Below are 15,871 nucleotides of genomic sequence, written 5' to 3'. Positions count from 1 at the left end.
GGGGGCGAACGTGTGCCGGCGGGCGGCGACGAACGGGCGCGGCACCGGGGAATCGGTGCCGCGCCCGGGTGCTCCGAAGCGGAGGGTGACTACTTGATCGCTGCCAGGATCTGGGCGCGCACCTCGTCGGGGGTGGCCAGGCCGCGGCCCTTGACGATCAGGTCGATGGTCTTGCCGTTGATGCCCGCGGTCGGTGTGCCGGTGACGGGGGTGTCGCCGATCTTGGCGTTCTGGAACGCGTCCTCGACCTTGTTGACCCACCCGGCCACGCTCAGGTCGTTGACGCAGGCGTCGAAGGTGGGCGAGCGCAGGCCGTCCACCTTGCCCGCGAGGTCGATCAGGTAGGAGCGGTTGCCGAACTTGTCGTCCAGCTCGTCGGGCTGGTTCGCGAAGAGCGTGTCGTGGTACGGCGCGAACTTGCCCGCGTTCTGCGCGCAGCCGGCGGCGTTGGCCGCGTACTTGGAGCCGTTGCCGCCGAGCTTGCCGTCCAGGAACGAGGCGATGTGGTAGTCGATCTTGATGGTGCCGGCGTCGGCCATCTGCCGCAGGGTGGGGCCGAGCGACTTCTCCACCTCGTGGCAGATCGGGCAGCGGAAGTCCTCGTACATGATCAACGAGGGGGCGTTCGGGTTGCTGCCGACGGAGATGCCCAGACCGTCCGCGGACAGGTTCACGGGGGCGCTGTACGGCTTGGCGAGCGCGTCCTTCCAGGGCCCCTTCTTCTTGTTGGTCTTGGACATGCCCACGACCACGCCGATGATGGCGACCACCGCGAGGACGGCCACCACCGCACCGGCGATGATCAGCACCCGCCGGCGCTTGTCGAGCGCCTGTTGGCGCGCGCGCTCCTGGGCCATGCGCTCGCGCGCGGTGCGCTTGCCTTCGGAATTCTTCGAGCTCACGTGATCTCAGGGCCTTTCAGTTCCCGGGTTCCGGGGTTCCGGTTCGCGTCCCCGCGGTACTCGTCCGCGTCGGTGTCCCGCTCGTCCTCGGCCGCCTCGTCCGCGTCGTCCGCGTCGTCCGCGTCCGCGTGGTCCTCGTCCGTGTCGTACGGCGGTTCCTCGGGGAACAGCCAGGCGTCCGCGGACAGGCGGGTGCGCGGGAAGACGATCAGCCAGATGGCGAGCAGCAGGAAGCCGCAGTCCCGCAGGATCTCCTCGAGGTAGGCGGTCTTGTCCGGCTCGACCGGACCGCCGCCGCCGAAGCAGCCGCAGTCGATCGCCAGGCCCCGCGCCCACGCCTGGGCGATGCCCGCGATGAACACGATCAGGAGCAGCGCGGACAAGGACGCGACCAGTCGGGTGCCGATCCCGACCACCAGGAGCAGGGCCAGGCCCAGTTCCAGGTAGGGCAGGGCGTAGCCGACCGGCTCGACCAGACCGTCGGGCAGTACGTCGTAGCCCCGGACCGCGTACGCGGCCTGGTCGGGGTCGAGCGCCTTCTCCCAGCCGGCGTAGGCCCAGACGAAGGCCAGGCCCAGTCGGGCGGCGAGGCCGATCCAGGGGGCGGCTTTGCGCAGGCTCGCGAGCGGGCCGGCGGTCGCGGCGCCGTCGGGGGTGGCCGTCGCGGTCACCGTCGGCCCACCGGCTCGATCGTCTTGCCTTCCAAGGTCTGACCTCCGTCACGACGGGTGAGGTACGGGGACCCCGGTCCGTGGTCCCCCGCACCCCGGACCGGCACATGTGCTGTCTAACCGGCGGAAGGCACCTTAGGTTCCTGTCCGAGAGCCGCCTTACCACTCCCGGGGTTCTCCAGGCGTCGGTCGAGCAGTTCACGAAGGTTGTCGGGCGAACGCATGGCCGAGTTCCCGCTGTCCAGAATTTTTCCGTCCACCGCCACGGCGGGCGTGGCAAGGACGCCGGAGCTTTCGAACGCGCTCTCGGCGGCGGCCACCCACGCGGCGTTGGCGTCGGTGTTCACGCACGCGTCGAACGCCTCGCCGCGCAGGCCGGGGACCTGGCCGGCCAGGTCGAGCAACCGGGCGGCGGTGTAGCCGTCCTCGGATTCCTCGGGCTGGTTCTTGAACAACATCGCGTGGTAGCCGGCGTACTTGCCCGCGTCCACCGAGCAGCGGGCGGCGTTCGCGGCCTTGACCGAGCCGGTGCCGCCGAGCTTGCCGTCCAGGAAGGAGGCGATGTGGTAGTCGACGCTGATCTTTCCGGCCTCGGCGTAGTCGGCCAGGAGCGGGCCGAAGTCGGTCTCGAAGCGTTTGCAGAACGGGCAGCGGAAGTCCTCGAACACGGTGACGGTGACCGGTGCCGAGGAGCTGCCGACCCGGATCGTGCCGTCCGCCTGGGCGACGGCGGGCAACGTGGCCAAGTCGACGTCGCGGACGGGGGCCTTGGCCGTGTTCGACCGCTTCGCGTCGCCGGAGTCGTCGTCCTTGTCGTCGTGGCCGACGGTGAACACGACGCCCAGGACGGCGGCCAGCACCGCGACCACGAGCACGCCGACGACGGCCAGGATGACGGGTGTTCGGTTGGCCGCAGGTTTGGCGCTCAACGCTGGTTCCTCCGATGGGGGTGGGGGTGGGGGTGGGGGTGGGATGGTGCGGGCATGACAACGGCCGCCGCGACGGTGCTGCGGCGGCCGCTGATGAGCCGATGTACATTTTGGCGCGTTTTTACACAGGGCGCCGATCGGGCGCGGGTGTCAGCGCTTGCGGACGCCCTCGGCCAGGTCCGCGGCCAGGGCGCGGACGGCGTCCAGGCCGGCCTGTTCGTTCGGCGCGTCCAGCAGGGCGCGGACGAACGCGGAGCCGACGATGACGCCGTCGGCGTAGGCCGCGACCTCGGCCGCCTGGGTCGCGTTGGAGACGCCCAGGCCGACGCAGACCGGCAGGTCGGTGGTCTTGCGGGTGCGTGCGACCAGGTCGCCGGCCGCCGAGCTCACCGAGGCCCGGGCGCCGGTGACGCCCATGACGGACGCGGCGTAGACGAAGCCGCCGCAGTGTCGGGTGGTGTAGGCGATGCGTTCGTCCGAGGAGGACAGCGCGACCAGGAAGATCCGGTCCAGGTGGTGCCGGTCGGTGGCGGCGATCCACTCGTGCGCCTCGTCCGGGATCAGGTCGGGGGTGATCACCCCGCTGCCGCCGGCCGCGGCCAGTTCGCTCGCGAACCGCTCGACGCCGTAGCGCTCGATCGGGTTCCAGTACGACATCACCAGGGTCGCGGCGCCGGTTTCGGCGACGGCGCGCACGTTGTCGATCACGTGGTGGGTGTTGGTGCCGTGGGCGAGCGCGTGTTCGACGGCGCGCTGGATGACGGGGCCGTCCATCTGCGGGTCGCTGTAGGGCAGGCCGACCTCGATGATGTCGCAGCCGCCCTCGACCATCGCCCGCATCGCGGCGGCGGAGCCCTCGGCGGAGGGGTAGCCCGCCGGGAGGTAGCCGACCAGTGCGGCGCGGTTCTCGGCGCGGGCGGTGGCCAGCACCTCGGTGAGCCTGGTGGTGGTGCCGGTGCCGGTCACGACTGCTCCGCTTCCGCGTCGAGGAGATCGAAGTACTTGGCGGCGGTGTGCATGTCCTTGTCACCGCGCCCGGAGAGGTTCACCAGGATGGTCGCGTCCGGGCCGAGTTCGCGCCCGACCTCGATCGCGCCGGCCAGGGCGTGCGCCGATTCGATCGCCGGGATGATGCCCTCGGTGCGGCACAGCAGCCGGAACGCCTCCATCGCGGGGGCGTCGTCGATCGGCCGGTAGGTGGCCCGGCCGGTCTGGTGCAGCCACGCGTGCTCGGGGCCCACCGCCGGGTAGTCCAGGCCGGCGGAGATCGAGTGGGACTCCATGGTCTGCCCGTATTCGTCCTGGAGCAGGTAGGTGCGGGCGCCGTGCAGGACGCCGATCGAGCCGCCGGTGATCGAGGCGGCGTGCCGCCCGGTCTCCACGCCGTCGCCGCCCGCCTCGAAGCCGTACAGCCGCACGCCCTCGTCCGGAATGAACGCGTGGAAGGCGCCGATCGCGTTGGAGCCGCCGCCCACGCACGCGCAGACCGCGTCCGGCAGCTTGCCGGTCAGGTCGAGCACCTGCTGCCGGGCCTCCACGGAGATGACCTTGACGAAGTCGCGGACCATCGCCGGGAAGGGGTGTGCGCCGGCCGCGGTGCCGAGCAGGTAGTGGGTGTTGTCGACGTTGGCGACCCAGTCGCGCAGCGCCTCGTTGATCGCGTCCTTGAGGGTGCGCGAGCCGATCGCCACCGGGATCACCTCGGCGCCGAGCACGCGCATCCGGGCCACGTTCAGGGCCTGGCGCTGGGTGTCGAGTTCGCCCATGTAGACGACGCACTCCAGGCCGAGCAGCGCGCACGCGGTCGCGGTGGCCACGCCGTGCTGGCCGGCGCCGGTCTCCGCGATCACCCGGGTCTTGCCCATGCGCTTGGTCAGGATGGCCTGGCCGAGCACGTTGTTGATCTTGTGCGAGCCGGTGTGGTTGAGGTCTTCGCGCTTGAGGATGATCCGCGCGCCGCCTGCGTGTTCGGCGAAGCGGGGGGCCTCGGTGATGATGCTCGGGCGCCCGGCGTAGTCGCGCAGCAGGCCGGCGAACTCGGCCTGGAACTGCGGGTCGTTCTTGGCCTTTTCGTAGGCGGCGGTCAACTCGTCGAGGGCGGCGATCAGCGCCTCGGGCAGGAAGCGCCCGCCGAAGACGCCGAAGTGGCCGGAAGGATCCGGTAGTTGGGCAGTGCTGGACATGCGAGGTCCTTGTCGGTGTGGCATGCCGTGCGGACGGCACGTTGCTGACGGATGGGTCAGGAAACGTGTCCGCGCCATCGCCTGCCCGGCACCTGGCCGGGCTCACAGCCGATCACGTAGCGCACCCGACGCCCGCGCGCCCGGCGGGCGGGCGCGCGGCAGCCTCGGGGCTTGCAGCCCCTGGCCAGTCGCGGGTCCATGCTCATTGCCTGCTCGTGTCCTCAGCCGCGCCCGTGCCGGATCGCCGGGTGGGCGCCCGCGGCGACCAGGTCGGCGACCGAGCTGCGCGGGTCGCGACCGGTGACCAGGGACTCGCCCACCAGGACGGCGTCGGCGCCGTTGTTGGCGTAGGCGATCAGGTCGTGCGGACCGCGCACGCCGGATTCGGCGATGCGCACGCACGAGTCCGGGATCAGCGGGGCGATCCGGGCGAAGTTGTTGCGGTCCACCTCGAGGGTCTTGAGGTTGCGCGCGTTGACCCCGATCACGGTGGCGCCGGCGTCGAGCGCGCGGGCGGTCTCCTCCTCGTCGTGGACCTCCACGATCGTGGTGAGACCGATCGAGCGGGACCGCTCGATCAGCGAGACCAGCGCGTTCTGCTCCAGCGCGGCGACGATCAGCAGGGCCACGTCCGCGCCGTGCGCGCGGGCCTCCCAGAGCTGGTAGCTGGTGACCATGAAGTCCTTGCGCAGGACCGGGATGTCGACCGCGGCGCGCACCGCGTCCAGGTCGTCGAGCGAGCCGCCGAATCGGCGCTGCTCGGTGAGCACGCTGATCACCGAGGCGCCGCCGGACTCGTAGTCGGCGGCCAGACCGGCCGGGTCGGCGATCGCGGCGAGCGCGCCCTTGGAGGGGCTGGAGCGCTTGACCTCGGCGATGACGGCGATGCCGTCGCCGCGCAGGATGCTCTCCGCGTCGCGGGGCGCCGGCGCCTGGGCCGCGAGTTCCTTGATCTCGTCAAGGGAAACGCGGGCCTGTCGTTCTGCGAGGTCGGCGTTGACACCGTCGATGATCTCGTCGAGAACCGTCACGCCCTACATCCCCTCGTTTGTCCGGAGAACCTGCTCCCCCGGCTCTCCGATGGTATAGGCCGATTCGAACAGACCCGTCCACGCCGCACCGCCGAAGAGGTGGGGGCAGCATACGGCGTCGCACGGTGGGTCCGTGCGCGGCGTCCGGCCGACGGATCCGCCGGCCGTCACTGTCCGTCAGGGCGCGAGCGGCGCGCCGAACGGCAGGTCCCGGACGACCCAGAAGAGCACCACGACCGCGAGCAGCGCCCACAACGCGCGGGGATCGGCCAACCCCCGACGCGGCTCGCCGCGCGCGGTACGCACCGTCCAGCGCAGCCACAACAGGCCGATCAGCGGAAACAGCGCGACCGCGAGCGCGTTGTAGCCCAGCGCGGCGGACAGGTCGAGGTGGGTGAGCGCGTGCACGCAGCGCAATCCGCCGCAGCCGGGGCAGGCCAGGCCGGTGAGCACCAGGTAGGGGCACGGCGGATAGTGGCCGCTCTCGCGCGGATCCACCAGTCCCACATAGGCGGTCGCACCGGCGAGCAGGGCCAGGCTCGTGGCGGGCAGAGCGAGATTGCGCAGCCGGAAGCCGGTGCCGGACGCGGGACGGGCCGGGGTGGTCATCGGCCCATTGTGCCGTCGGAGAGCACCGTCAGAGGTCACCCAGCGTGTCTTTCCAACCGAGAAGGAAAACGCCGACCATCCAGGTGGTCCAGAAGATCACGCCGAGCAGGACGGTGCCGATGGTCCAGTTGCGGGCCCGCAACGAGGCGAGCCGGGCACCGGCCACGTCGCCGCGGTGCCAACGCTCGTTGACGCTGGTCGCCGCGAGCAACGCGGGCACGCCCGCGAGGAAGCAGCAGAAGACGGTGGCCAGCACCGCCCACGCGAGGTAGTTGTCCGGTGGTCCCGGTGGCGGACCGGCGGGCGGCGGTGTGGTCGGCGGCCCGTAGGGCATGGCGTGCCCGAACGGCCGAGGCGGCGCGTTCCACTCCCGCCCCGGCCCCTCACCGCCCCCGGGAGCCCCCGGAAACCCATAGGCCACGTTTCCCCCTCGGCGTCACACCCACCAGTCCGCCCACCCTAGAGGTCAGCGACGCGCGGGGGCGGCGCCCATCCCGCCCATCCGCATGCCCGCGCCGGCAATGCAGCCCACGAGGACCACGGCCGCCCCGGCCCAGAACAACATCACGCTGGCCGCGATCATCGCGACGCCGGAGATCGTGCAGCCGATCAGCGCCAGTATGGTCACGGTCCAGGCGGCGGGGGTGCTGCCGTGGTTTCCGGCTTGCGACGACATCGCTTACTCCTTCGGCTTCACAATTCACACGCGAGGGCGCGGCTGCCGGGACACCGTTTCGGGCGCCGCGGTCACAACCGCGCGATTCTTATTGTCACCCGTCGGGAGCAGTGCTCAGCGCGTGGGGTCCTCGCCCCGGTCCAACGCGTTCCACAGGTCGGCGTTGGTGGCCGGGCCACGCTTGGCGGCGACCACCTTGCCCGCCGGGGCCTCGTAGCGGTTGGACATACCGGGCCAGCGCCGGCCCCGAAGCACCACGAGCAGGCCCGCGAGCAGGATCACCACGCCACCCACGACCGCGAACCACGGCCAGATCGTGTGGCTCACGTCCACCGCGCGAACCCCCTCGACGGCCGCCTTGCCCGCCGCCTCGGAGTTCACCGCCGACGTGTCGCCCGCGCCCCGCACGGCCAGCACCACGACCCCGAGCCCGGCCAGGGTCACCAGCACGCCGATCACGGTCCGGCCGAACGTGCGGGTCGCGAGCACCGCGAGGCCGCCGGCAAGGCCCAGCAGCGCGAACGCGGACAGGGCCTTGTTGATCGTGTTGCCGCTCGCCTGCACCGCGATCCGCGCCCCGTGCACCGGCGCGGTGCCCTCGGCCCAGGTGCGACCGGCCACCGAGAGCACCAGGGCGGCGCCGGCCAGCGCGAGCAGGACCGTGACGGTCGACTCGCGGCGGGCGGCCTTGCGCTCGCGCAGCGCCGCGTCCTCGACCGCCGCGGTCGCGACCGCCGCCGGCTGCTCTTCGGCGGCGCTCGCCGCGCCGGTGGTGGTCGCCGGTTCGGCGTCGGCCCGGTCGTGCGTCTCGGTGCCGGCACCCGCCGCGCCGGCCTCGGTCCTCGCGTTGCTCATGGCACCAGCATGACCCACGCCGCGCGACGGCTGGACCCCGGGCGGGCGTTCGCGGCCCTACCCGGCCGTGACGTCGTGCGCCGGCGCGAGGGTGGCCGCGATGGCCACCGCGCGCAGCACCGCCGCCGCCTTGTTGCGGCATTCGACGTCCTCGGCCTCGGGCGAGGAGTCGGCGACCACACCCGCGCCGGCCTGGACGTAGGCCACGCCGTCGCGGATCAACGCGGTGCGGATCGCGATCGCGGTGTCCAGGTCGCCGGCGAAGTCGACGTAGCCCACACAACCGCCGTACAGGCCGCGCCTGGTGGGCTCGAAGTTCTCGATGATCTCCATCGCGCGCGGCTTGGGCGCGCCCGACAGGGTGCCCGCCGGGAAGCACGCGGCGAACACGTCCAACGCGGTGCGCCCCGGGGCCAACTCGCCCACCACGGTGGACACGATGTGCATCACGTGGCTGTACCGCTCGACCGACATGAAGTCGATCACCTCGACCGTGCCCGGCGCGCAGACCCGACCCAGGTCGTTGCGGCCCAGGTCGACGAGCATCAGGTGTTCGGCGCGTTCCTTGGGGTCGGCGAGCAACTCCTCGGCCAGGTCGGCGTCCTCGGCCGGGGTGGCACCGCGCGGGCGGGTGCCCGCGATCGGGTGCAACATCGCGCGCCCGTCCTCGACCTTGACCAGCGCCTCGGGGCTGGAGCCGACCACGTCGAAGCCGCCCTCGGCGCCGCCGTCCGGCCCCGGCAGCCGGAACAGGTACATGTACGGGCTGGGGTTGGTCGCCCGCAGGATCCGGTACACGTCCAACGCGCCGGCCTCGGTGGGCATCTCGAAGCGCTGGGACAGCACGATCTGGAACGCCTCGCCGGCCCGGATCTCCTCCTTGGCCGCCTCCACCGCCTTGCGATACGCGACCGAGCCCCACGGGCCGACCGCCTCGGCCACCGCGCCGCGCTCGAACGCCGCCGCGGCCAGGCCGGTCGGCCGGGCCAGGTCGGCGGTCATCGCGTCCAGGCGGGCCACCGCCGCGTGGTACGCCTCGTCGACCCCGGACTCGCGGTTGTCGTGGTTGATCGCGTTGGCGATCAACAACACGCTGCCGTCCACGTGGTCGAGCACCGCCAGGTCGGTGGCCAGGAACATCATCAGCTCGGGCACGTGCAGGTCGTCCACGGTCGACTCCGGCAACCGCTCCAGCCGGCGCACCACGTCGTAGCCGAGGTAGCCGACCATCCCGCCGGTCAGCGGCGGCAGTTCCAGGCCCGGGACGCCGTGCGGGGTGTGCAACGCGGCCACGGTGGCCCGCAGTACCTCCAGCGGATCGCCCTCCACCGGCACGCCCACCGGCGGGGTGCCCAGCCAGCGGGCCCGGCCGGCCGCCTCGGTGAGCACCGCCGCGCTGTGCACGCCCACGAACGAATAGCGCGACCACGAGCGGCCGTTCTCGGCGGATTCCAGCAGGAAGGTGCCGGGCCGCTCGGCGGCGAGCTTGCGGTACAGACCCACGGGGGTGTCGCCGTCGGCCAGGAAGCGCCGGGTGACGGGGATGACCCGCCGGTCGCGCGCGAGCGTCCGGAAGGTGTCGAGGTCGGGGGTGACGGTTCCGGTGGTCATGGCGTGCGCAATCTCCCGGGCGGCGAGGTCGGGCCGAGTCGGGTGCCCGCGGGCCCCGGGTCGGCGGCGGTCAGTCGGAGACGGGCAGGACGTCCGCGTCGAAGCAGGTGCGGTCGCCGGTGTGGCACGCGGCGCCGGTCTGCTCGACCCGCACGAGCACGGCGTCGCCGTCGCAGTCGAGCGCGACCGAGAGCACCTTCTGCACATGGCCGGAGGTGTCGCCCTTGACCCAGTATTCCTGCCGGCTGCGGCTCCAGTAGGTGCAGCGGCCGGTGGTCAGCGTGCGGTGCAGCGCCTCGTCGTCCATCCAGCCGACCATCAACACCTCGCCGGTGTCGCCGGCCTGGGCGACGGCGGCGATCAACCCGTCGGGGTCGCGCTTGAGACGCGCGGCGATGGTCGGGTCGAGGTCGGAGGGCCGCGCGGGCGGGTGGGTGGCACCGGTCATGCGCGCATTGTCGCAGACCGATGCGGGCCCACCGCGGCGGTGTTCACAGGCCGGTACGGGCCGTACGCAGGGTGTCGATCGCGGCCTCGTCGCCCTCGATCCCGACCCGGGCCTGCTCCTTGCGGCCGAACAGGTACAGGAGCAGCTCGGCCGGGTGGCCGCTCAGCGTGACCACGGGCGTGCCCTTGTGCACGATCTGCGCCGGTTCCCCGGTCGCGGTGTCGGTGCGGCGCAGCGCCACGCCCACCGGGACCCCGCGCAGCGCCATCCGCGAGGCGCCCTTGGCGCGCTTCCACAGGATCTCGGTGAGTTCGGGGTCCAGTTCGCGCGGCTCGGCGCCGCCGGGCTGGGCCCGGCGCACGTCCTCCAGGTGGATGAAGTACTCCATCGTGTTGGCCGCCGCGTCCACGCCGGGGATGCCGAACACGGACAACCTCGGCGGGCCGTCCGCGACCAGCCGCACGCTCTGCTCGTACGGCTTGGCCGCCTGGCGCAGCCGGACCTTCTCGGTGTAGCCGGCGAGCGGCGCGAGCATGATGCCCGGCGCCGAGTCGGGGCGGTGCTCGCGGACCACCAGGTGGGCCGCGAGGTCGCGGGTGGTCCAGCCCGCGCACAGGGTCGGCGCGTCCGGGCCCAGCACGCGCAGCAGTTCGGCGAGTGCGGCGCGTTCGGTGCGAGCGTGGGAAGTGGGCATGTGCAGATCCTTTTGCCCGCACCGGGCGCGGTCAAGGGGACGGGCGGGTCAGGGCGATGCCGCCACCGGAGCGGAGTCCTTGGGATGGTCGCTCTTCTGCTGGGCGCTGAGCCAGCGCAGCGCGTCCGGCAGCACCGCCTGCCAGGTCTTGAAGTTGTGCCCGCCGGTGGGCAGCAGCAGCGTGTCCACCTTCAGCGGCGGCTTGGCCAGCCGCTGGAACTCCTTGGTCTCGGGCAGGTTGGGCTCGCCGCTCTCGCTGCTGGTGAGCAGCAGGTTGACCGGCGGCATCGGCATGTTCTTCAGCCGCCACATCAGGTCGTTCTGGTTGCGGTACGCCTTACTGCCGCCGTACAGGTCGCCGGTGTCGCCGTCCAGCGGCGCGCCGTAGTCGGCGGACAGCGCGACGCCCGCGCCGATCCGGTCCGAGTTGAGCATGGCCAGCTTGATCGAGCAGTAGCCGCCGGTGGAGTCGCCGAGCATGGCCCAGTTGCGGGCGCCGGGCGCGACCCGGTACGCCTGGTTGATCGCCTCGGGCAGGTCCTGGCTGAAGAACATGCCCACCTGCGGTCCGCCGGGTACGTCGGTGCACTCGGTGTCGCGGTCGGCGCCGACGCTCGGTTTCATCATCACGTAGATGGTCGGCTGGACCCGTCCCGCGGCTATCTCGTTCGCGGCGAACTTGGGCAGTTCCAGGCGGGTGACCAGGTTGCGCTCGTTGCCCGGGTAGCCGGTGAGCACGACCACGACCGGGAAGCGCCGGTCCTTGTACTGGGCCTGGAAGTACTGCGGCGGCAGGTAGACCAGCGCCGGGGTGCCCATCCCGCTGCGCCGGCCGGCCACGTCGATGCGCATGATCTGGCCCGCGGCCTGGGCGTTCTTGCCCTGCGGGACGTCTATCGTCTCGGTCCCGTTCTCCTTGACCAGCTTGGGCACGTCGCCGGGGCCGGCGGCGGTGCCGAAGTTCACCACGGGCTTGCCGGTGTGCCCGAGCAGGTCGTCCCAGGTCGTGTAGAAGACGAAGTAGCGGTTGCCGATCACCGCCACGGTGGCCATCAGCAGCACCTGCGTGCTCAACAGGATGCCGACCCGGCCCAGGATCGGCAGCACTGCCTGGCGGGACAACTTGGGCCAGAAGAACACGGCGGCGACGACCGCCGCGAACGCGACGACGCCGAGCAGGAGTATCAGTTTGAGGCTGGTGAGGCCCACAGCGGCGTCCTCGGTCTATGGATCATGGTCAGGGCATGCCCATAAGACGCGGCCGACCCGGGCTTTGGTTGCGTGGGTCGGGCCTGCGCCGGCAGGACCGGCGGGAGTGCCCGAAACAGGGTGACATGCGGGAAAGATCCGCTCCAAGCCGAGCCACGCGGCCGATCGGGGGCGAATTCGGGGGCCGGACGGGAATCGGGACCGTCCGAGGCGCCTTGTACTTTCATTGGACAACCATCCTGGGACAGCCCTGGGACAACCCTGTTGGCCGGCCCCGTGTTCGCGACGGCCGGATTCCCGTGAAAGTGAGCCCCGTGGCGGACAAGGTCGTGCTGCGACAAGGACTGCGCGTACTCGGCGTGGGGATCCGCGAGGAGCCCAGGATCTTCGCCGCCGCGGTGGGCGCGAGCGCGGTGTACGGCGTGATGACGGTCGGCTCGGCGCTGGTGCTCGGCCGGGTCACCGACGAGGTGATCATCCCGGCCTTCCGGGACGGGCACACCACGGCCGGCGCGCTGGTCGGCGCCTTCGCGGCGGTGTTCGGGATCGCGCTGCTCAAGGCGTTCGGGGTGATCGGCCGCCGGTTGTGGGCGGGCGTGATGCAGTACCGCCTCCAGGCCACCTACCGGCGTCGGGTGACCCGGCAATACCTGCGCCTGCCGCTCGCGTGGCACCATCGCCACCCGACCGGGACGCTGCTGTCCAACGCGAACGCCGACGTCGAGGCGGCCTGGAACCCGATCGCGCCGCTGCCGATGGCCACCGGCGTGGTGGTGATGTTGTTCGTCGCGGCGATCTCGATGGTGCTCACCGACTGGGCGCTGGCGCTGGTGGGCTTCGTGATCTTCCCGGCGATCGCCCTGCTCAACGTGGTCTACCAGCGCAAGCAGGGGCCGCTGGCGATGCGCGCGCAGGAGTTGCGCGCCGACGTCGCCGAGATCGCGCACGAGAGCTTCGACGGCGCGCTGGTGGTCAAGACCCTGGGTCGCGAGACCGAGGAGACCACCCGCTTCGCCGCCGCCTCGGGCGAGTTGGCCGACGCGAACATCGCGGTGGGCCGGGTCCGGGCGCTGTTCGACCCGATGTTGGAGGCGCTGCCCAGCTTCGGTGTGCTGCTGGTTCTGGTGGTCGGCACGGTCCGGGTCTCGAACGGCGACCTGGCGCCCGGCGACCTGGTGCAGGTGGCCTACCTGTTCACCCTGTTGGCCTTCCCGGTGCGGGCGATCGGGTGGCTGCTGGGCGACATGCCGCGCTCGGTGGTGGGCTTCGACCGGGTCAAGGGGGTGCTGGAGGCCGAGGGCGAGCACGCCTACGGCACGATCGAGGGCGGCGACGCCTCGGCCGGTCCGGCCCGCCTGGAGGCCCGCGCGGTGCGCTTCGGCTACACCGACGGCACCGACGTGCTGCACGACGTGGCCTTCGACGTCGAACCCGGGCGCACCATCGCCGTGGTCGGCCCGACCGGCTCCGGCAAGTCCACGCTGGTGTCGCTGCTGGTGCGCCTGGTCGATCCGCTCGACGGCGGGGTGCTGCTGGACGGCACCGACCTGCGCGAGTATCGGCGCGGCGGGATCGCGGCCACCGCCGCGTTGGTCCCGCAACAGGCGTTCCTGTTCGACGACACCGTGCGCGACAACATCACCCTGGGCCTGGATCTGGACGACGCGGCGGTGCACGAGGCGCTGCGGATCGCCCAGGCCGACTTCGTGACCGCGCTGCCCGAGGGCCTGGACACCCGGGTGGGCGAGCGCGGGACCACGCTGTCCGGCGGGCAGCGCCAACGGATCGCGCTGGCCCGGGCGTTGGTGCGCCGGCCGCGCCTGCTGGTCCTGGACGACGCGACGTCGGCGGTGGACCCGCGGGTGGAGGCGGCCATCCTGCACGGGCTGCGTGACGCGGGGCCGGCGACGGTGGTCGTGGTCGCCTACCGCAAGGCCACCATCGCGCTCGCCGACGAGGTGGTCTACGTCGAGGGCGGCCGGGTGCTCGATCGCGGTCCCCATCACGAGTTGCTGGACCGCTCGGTGGGCTACCGCCGGTTGGTCAACGCCTACGAGCGGGCCGCGCGCGAGGGCGCGGACGAGGACATCGACGTCAGCGAGGCCGAGGAGGCCACGGCTTCATGAGTATCGCCACCGTCGTGCGCAAGGCACCCGAACCGGGCCCCGGGCCCGGTTCGCGAATAGGCGCCGATCCCGATTCCGACCGGCCCGCCGAGTCCGGCCTGAGCGTGCTGCGCCGCGGCCTGCGGATGACGCCGGAGTTCACCGAGGGCCTGATCGTCACGCTGCTGCTGGCCGTGGTCGGCACGGCCGGGCGCATCGTGGTGCCGCTGGCCGTGCAGCAGACCATCGACCGGGGGCTGCGCGCCGACGCCGGTCCCGACCTGACCGTGGTGCGCACGATGGCCGCGGTCGCGGCGCTCGCGGTGGTGGTCACCGCGGTGTCCGCCTACGCGATGAACGTGCGGTTGTACCGCACCAGCGAGCGCGGCCTGTCCACCCTGCGGGTGGCCGCCTTCCGACACATCCACGACCTGTCCACCCTGCACCAGCAGTCCGAGAAGCGCGGTTCGCTGGTCTCGCGGGTGACCGGCGACGTGGACACGATCAGCCGGTTCATCCAGTTCGGCGGGTTGCTGCTGATCGTCAGCGTCGGGCAGATCGCGCTGGTGACGGTGCTGATGTTCGTCTACTCGTGGCAGCTCACGCTGTTGGTGTGGGTGTGCTTCGCGCCGCTGTACTTCTTCATGCGGGCGGTGCAGAAGCGGATCGCCGCGGCCTACTCGCACGTTCGGGTGGCCATGGGTCGCATGCTCGGCGCCATCGCGGAGCCGGTCGTGGGCGCCGCGATCGTGCGTGCGCACGGCATCGAGGAGCGCACCGCGCATCGCATCGACGAGTCGGTGAACGCGCATCGGGACGCGCAGAGCCGTGCCCAGTTGTTCGTCGCGCTGACCTTCCCGATGGGCGAGTTCGTGGTCGGCCTGGCCAACGGGCTGGTGGTCGTGGTGGGTGTGTGGCTGGGCATCGACGGGCAGCTCAGCGTCGGCGAACTGGTCGCCTTCCTGTTCCTGGTCACGCTGTTCGTGGGGCCGGTGCAGATGGGCGTGGAGATCCTCAACGAGGCGCAGAACGCGCTCGCCGGCTGGCGCCGGGTCCTGGAAGTGCTGGACGCGGAGCCGGACATCGCCGATCCGGGCGAGGCGGGCGAGGTGCTCGCGCGCGGGCCGGTCGAGGTGGCGTTCGAGCACGTCTCGTACGGCTATCCGGGTGGGCCGCGGATCCTGCACGACGTGGACGTGCGGCTCGCGCCGCGGACCCGGGTCGCGGTGGTCGGCGAGACCGGCTCGGGCAAGACCACGTTCGCCAAGCTGCTGACCCGGCTGGTGGACCCGGACGAGGGTCGGGTGCTGCTGGACGGCGTCGAACTGCCCCGGGTGCGCTTCTCGTCGCTGCGCGCGCGGGTGGTGATGGTGCCGCAGGAGGGCTTCCTGTTCGACGCCACGCTGCGCGAGAACGTGCGGTACGGCCGACCGGACGCGGACGACGCGGCGATTCGCACCGCGTTCGTCGACCTCGGGTTGGCGGACTGGCTGGGCGGGCTGGCCGCGGGCCTGGACACTCCCGTGGGCCAGCGCGGCGAGTCGTTGTCGGCGGGTGAGCGGCAGTTGGTCGCGCTGGTGCGGGCCTACATCGCCGACCCGGACCTGCTGGTCCTGGACGAGGCGACGTCGGCCGTCGACCCGGCCACCGAGGTGCGGATCGGGCGGGCCCTGGACGGGCTGACCCGGGGCCGCACCGCGGTGTTCATCGCGCACCGGATGTCCACCGCCGAATCGGCCGACGAGGTGCTGGTGTTCGACGCCGGCAAGCTCGTCGAACGCGGCCCGCACGCGCGCCTGGTCGGGGCCGGCGGGATCTATACCCGGCTGCACGCGTCGTGGACGGCCCAGCAGAAGACGGCGCCGCACCCGCGCTGACCCGGGTGCGGCGGCCGGCTCGTGGTCGAACGCCGGACGGGCTGCCTCGAACAGCCCGTCCGGCGTCGACC

At 72.1% G+C, this 15,871-nt stretch carries 17 protein-coding genes; 2 read left to right on the top strand and 15 right to left on the bottom strand.

What is annotated here, in order from left to right; all coding sequences use genetic code 11:
* Positions 1 to 89 precede the first annotated feature (89 nt).
* The 15 genes from ACFXMF_RS01030 to ACFXMF_RS00960 form a co-directional block, all read right to left on the bottom strand.
* A complete protein-coding gene (locus ACFXMF_RS01030) occupies positions 90 to 902 on the bottom strand; it encodes a thioredoxin domain-containing protein (protein ID WP_360305154.1) in 813 nt (270 codons plus the stop codon).
* Entirely contained in the window at positions 899 to 1,573 is a 675-nt protein-coding gene (locus ACFXMF_RS01025; RefSeq protein ID WP_360305152.1) for a MauE/DoxX family redox-associated membrane protein, read from the bottom strand. The genes ACFXMF_RS01030 and ACFXMF_RS01025 overlap by 4 nt, the downstream gene beginning before the upstream one ends.
* Positions 1,574 to 1,689: 116 nt before the next feature.
* Positions 1,690 to 2,502, bottom strand: a complete 813-nt coding sequence (locus ACFXMF_RS01020) for a DsbA family protein (protein WP_379992834.1) — start codon at positions 2,500 to 2,502, stop codon at positions 1,690 to 1,692.
* 150 nt (positions 2,503 to 2,652) lie between these two features.
* The gene (gene trpA / locus ACFXMF_RS01015) at positions 2,653 to 3,468 is read right to left on the bottom strand and encodes a tryptophan synthase subunit alpha (protein ID WP_360305148.1); all 816 of its coding nucleotides are present in this window, start codon (positions 3,466 to 3,468) and stop codon (positions 2,653 to 2,655) included.
* A complete protein-coding gene (trpB, locus tag ACFXMF_RS01010) occupies positions 3,465 to 4,685 on the bottom strand; it encodes a tryptophan synthase subunit beta (RefSeq protein ID WP_360305146.1) in 1,221 nt (406 codons plus the stop codon). The genes trpA and trpB overlap by 4 nt, the downstream gene beginning before the upstream one ends.
* Positions 4,686 to 4,741: 56 nt before the next feature.
* Positions 4,742 to 4,891 (bottom strand): tryptophan biosynthesis modulator TrpM, encoded by a 150-nt coding sequence (trpM, locus tag ACFXMF_RS01005; protein ID WP_380020481.1) that lies wholly within the window; start codon positions 4,889 to 4,891, stop codon positions 4,742 to 4,744.
* Between the two features lie 15 nt (positions 4,892 to 4,906).
* Entirely contained in the window at positions 4,907 to 5,716 is an 810-nt protein-coding gene (gene trpC / locus ACFXMF_RS01000) for an indole-3-glycerol phosphate synthase TrpC (protein ID WP_360305144.1), read from the bottom strand.
* Between the two features lie 177 nt (positions 5,717 to 5,893).
* The gene (locus ACFXMF_RS00995) at positions 5,894 to 6,325 is read right to left on the bottom strand and encodes a DUF2752 domain-containing protein (RefSeq protein ID WP_379991856.1); all 432 of its coding nucleotides are present in this window, start codon (positions 6,323 to 6,325) and stop codon (positions 5,894 to 5,896) included.
* A gap of 28 nt (positions 6,326 to 6,353) precedes the next feature.
* Positions 6,354 to 6,659 (bottom strand): CD225/dispanin family protein, encoded by a 306-nt coding sequence (locus tag ACFXMF_RS00990; RefSeq protein ID WP_379991857.1) that lies wholly within the window; start codon positions 6,657 to 6,659, stop codon positions 6,354 to 6,356.
* Between the two features lie 132 nt (positions 6,660 to 6,791).
* A complete protein-coding gene (locus tag ACFXMF_RS00985) occupies positions 6,792 to 7,001 on the bottom strand; it encodes an HGxxPAAW family protein (protein WP_360305139.1) in 210 nt (69 codons plus the stop codon).
* A gap of 114 nt (positions 7,002 to 7,115) precedes the next feature.
* Positions 7,116 to 7,856, bottom strand: a complete 741-nt coding sequence (locus ACFXMF_RS00980; RefSeq protein WP_379991858.1) for a TIGR02234 family membrane protein — start codon at positions 7,854 to 7,856, stop codon at positions 7,116 to 7,118.
* A gap of 57 nt (positions 7,857 to 7,913) precedes the next feature.
* Positions 7,914 to 9,467 (bottom strand): anthranilate synthase component I, encoded by a 1,554-nt coding sequence (locus ACFXMF_RS00975; RefSeq protein ID WP_360305135.1) that lies wholly within the window; start codon positions 9,465 to 9,467, stop codon positions 7,914 to 7,916.
* A 70-nt stretch (positions 9,468 to 9,537) separates the two neighbouring features.
* Positions 9,538 to 9,915 carry a phosphoribosyl-AMP cyclohydrolase gene (hisI, locus tag ACFXMF_RS00970; protein ID WP_355537328.1) on the bottom strand — a complete coding sequence of 126 codons (378 nt, stop codon included), beginning with the start codon at positions 9,913 to 9,915 and terminating at the stop codon, positions 9,538 to 9,540.
* 43 nt (positions 9,916 to 9,958) lie between these two features.
* Positions 9,959 to 10,609 carry a TIGR03085 family metal-binding protein gene (locus ACFXMF_RS00965; RefSeq protein ID WP_360305133.1) on the bottom strand — a complete coding sequence of 217 codons (651 nt, stop codon included), beginning with the start codon at positions 10,607 to 10,609 and terminating at the stop codon, positions 9,959 to 9,961.
* 48 nt (positions 10,610 to 10,657) lie between these two features.
* Positions 10,658 to 11,818: an alpha/beta hydrolase-fold protein gene (locus ACFXMF_RS00960; RefSeq protein WP_360305131.1), complete on the bottom strand. Its 1,161-nt coding sequence runs from the start codon at positions 11,816 to 11,818 to the stop codon at positions 10,658 to 10,660.
* Positions 11,819 to 12,132: 314 nt separating this feature from the next.
* On the opposite strand from ACFXMF_RS00960, the gene ACFXMF_RS00955 reads away from it, so the two are divergent.
* Both ACFXMF_RS00955 and ACFXMF_RS00950 read left to right on the top strand, forming a co-directional pair.
* Complete coding sequence (locus tag ACFXMF_RS00955; RefSeq protein ID WP_360305129.1) at positions 12,133 to 13,944, top strand: ABC transporter ATP-binding protein; 1,812 nt, start codon at positions 12,133 to 12,135, stop codon at positions 13,942 to 13,944.
* Positions 13,941 to 15,800: an ABC transporter ATP-binding protein gene (locus ACFXMF_RS00950; RefSeq protein WP_360305127.1), complete on the top strand. Its 1,860-nt coding sequence runs from the start codon at positions 13,941 to 13,943 to the stop codon at positions 15,798 to 15,800. The genes ACFXMF_RS00955 and ACFXMF_RS00950 overlap by 4 nt, the downstream gene beginning before the upstream one ends.
* The last annotated feature ends 71 nt before the right edge of the window (positions 15,801 to 15,871 follow it).

It is taken from the genome of Embleya sp. NPDC059213, assembly GCF_042754445.1.
GTDB lineage: Bacteria > Actinomycetota > Actinomycetes > Streptomycetales > Streptomycetaceae > Embleya.
Note: the sequence above shows the minus strand (reverse complement) of the source record. Positions and strands in the feature narration are given on the sequence as shown.

Excerpts from the sequence above, each read along its gene's own strand:
- ACFXMF_RS00990 (WP_379991857.1), bottom strand. The coding sequence starts at position 6,659 with ATGCCCTACGGGCCGCCGACCACACCGCCGCCCGCCGGTCCGCCACCG.
- ACFXMF_RS00965 (WP_360305133.1), bottom strand. The coding sequence starts at position 10,609 with ATGCCCACTTCCCACGCTCGCACCGAACGCGCCGCACTCGCCGAACTG.
- ACFXMF_RS00975 (WP_360305135.1), bottom strand. The coding sequence starts at position 9,467 with ATGACCACCGGAACCGTCACCCCCGACCTCGACACCTTCCGGACGCTC.
- hisI (WP_355537328.1), bottom strand. The coding sequence starts at position 9,915 with ATGACCGGTGCCACCCACCCGCCCGCGCGGCCCTCCGACCTCGACCCG.
- ACFXMF_RS00995 (WP_379991856.1), bottom strand. The coding sequence starts at position 6,325 with ATGACCACCCCGGCCCGTCCCGCGTCCGGCACCGGCTTCCGGCTGCGC.
- trpB (WP_360305146.1), bottom strand. The coding sequence starts at position 4,685 with ATGTCCAGCACTGCCCAACTACCGGATCCTTCCGGCCACTTCGGCGTC.
- ACFXMF_RS00980 (WP_379991858.1), bottom strand. The coding sequence starts at position 7,856 with ATGAGCAACGCGAGGACCGAGGCCGGCGCGGCGGGTGCCGGCACCGAG.
- ACFXMF_RS00985 (WP_360305139.1), bottom strand. The coding sequence starts at position 7,001 with ATGTCGTCGCAAGCCGGAAACCACGGCAGCACCCCCGCCGCCTGGACC.
- trpM (WP_380020481.1), bottom strand. The coding sequence starts at position 4,891 with ATGAGCATGGACCCGCGACTGGCCAGGGGCTGCAAGCCCCGAGGCTGC.
- ACFXMF_RS00950 (WP_360305127.1), top strand. The coding sequence starts at position 13,941 with ATGAGTATCGCCACCGTCGTGCGCAAGGCACCCGAACCGGGCCCCGGG.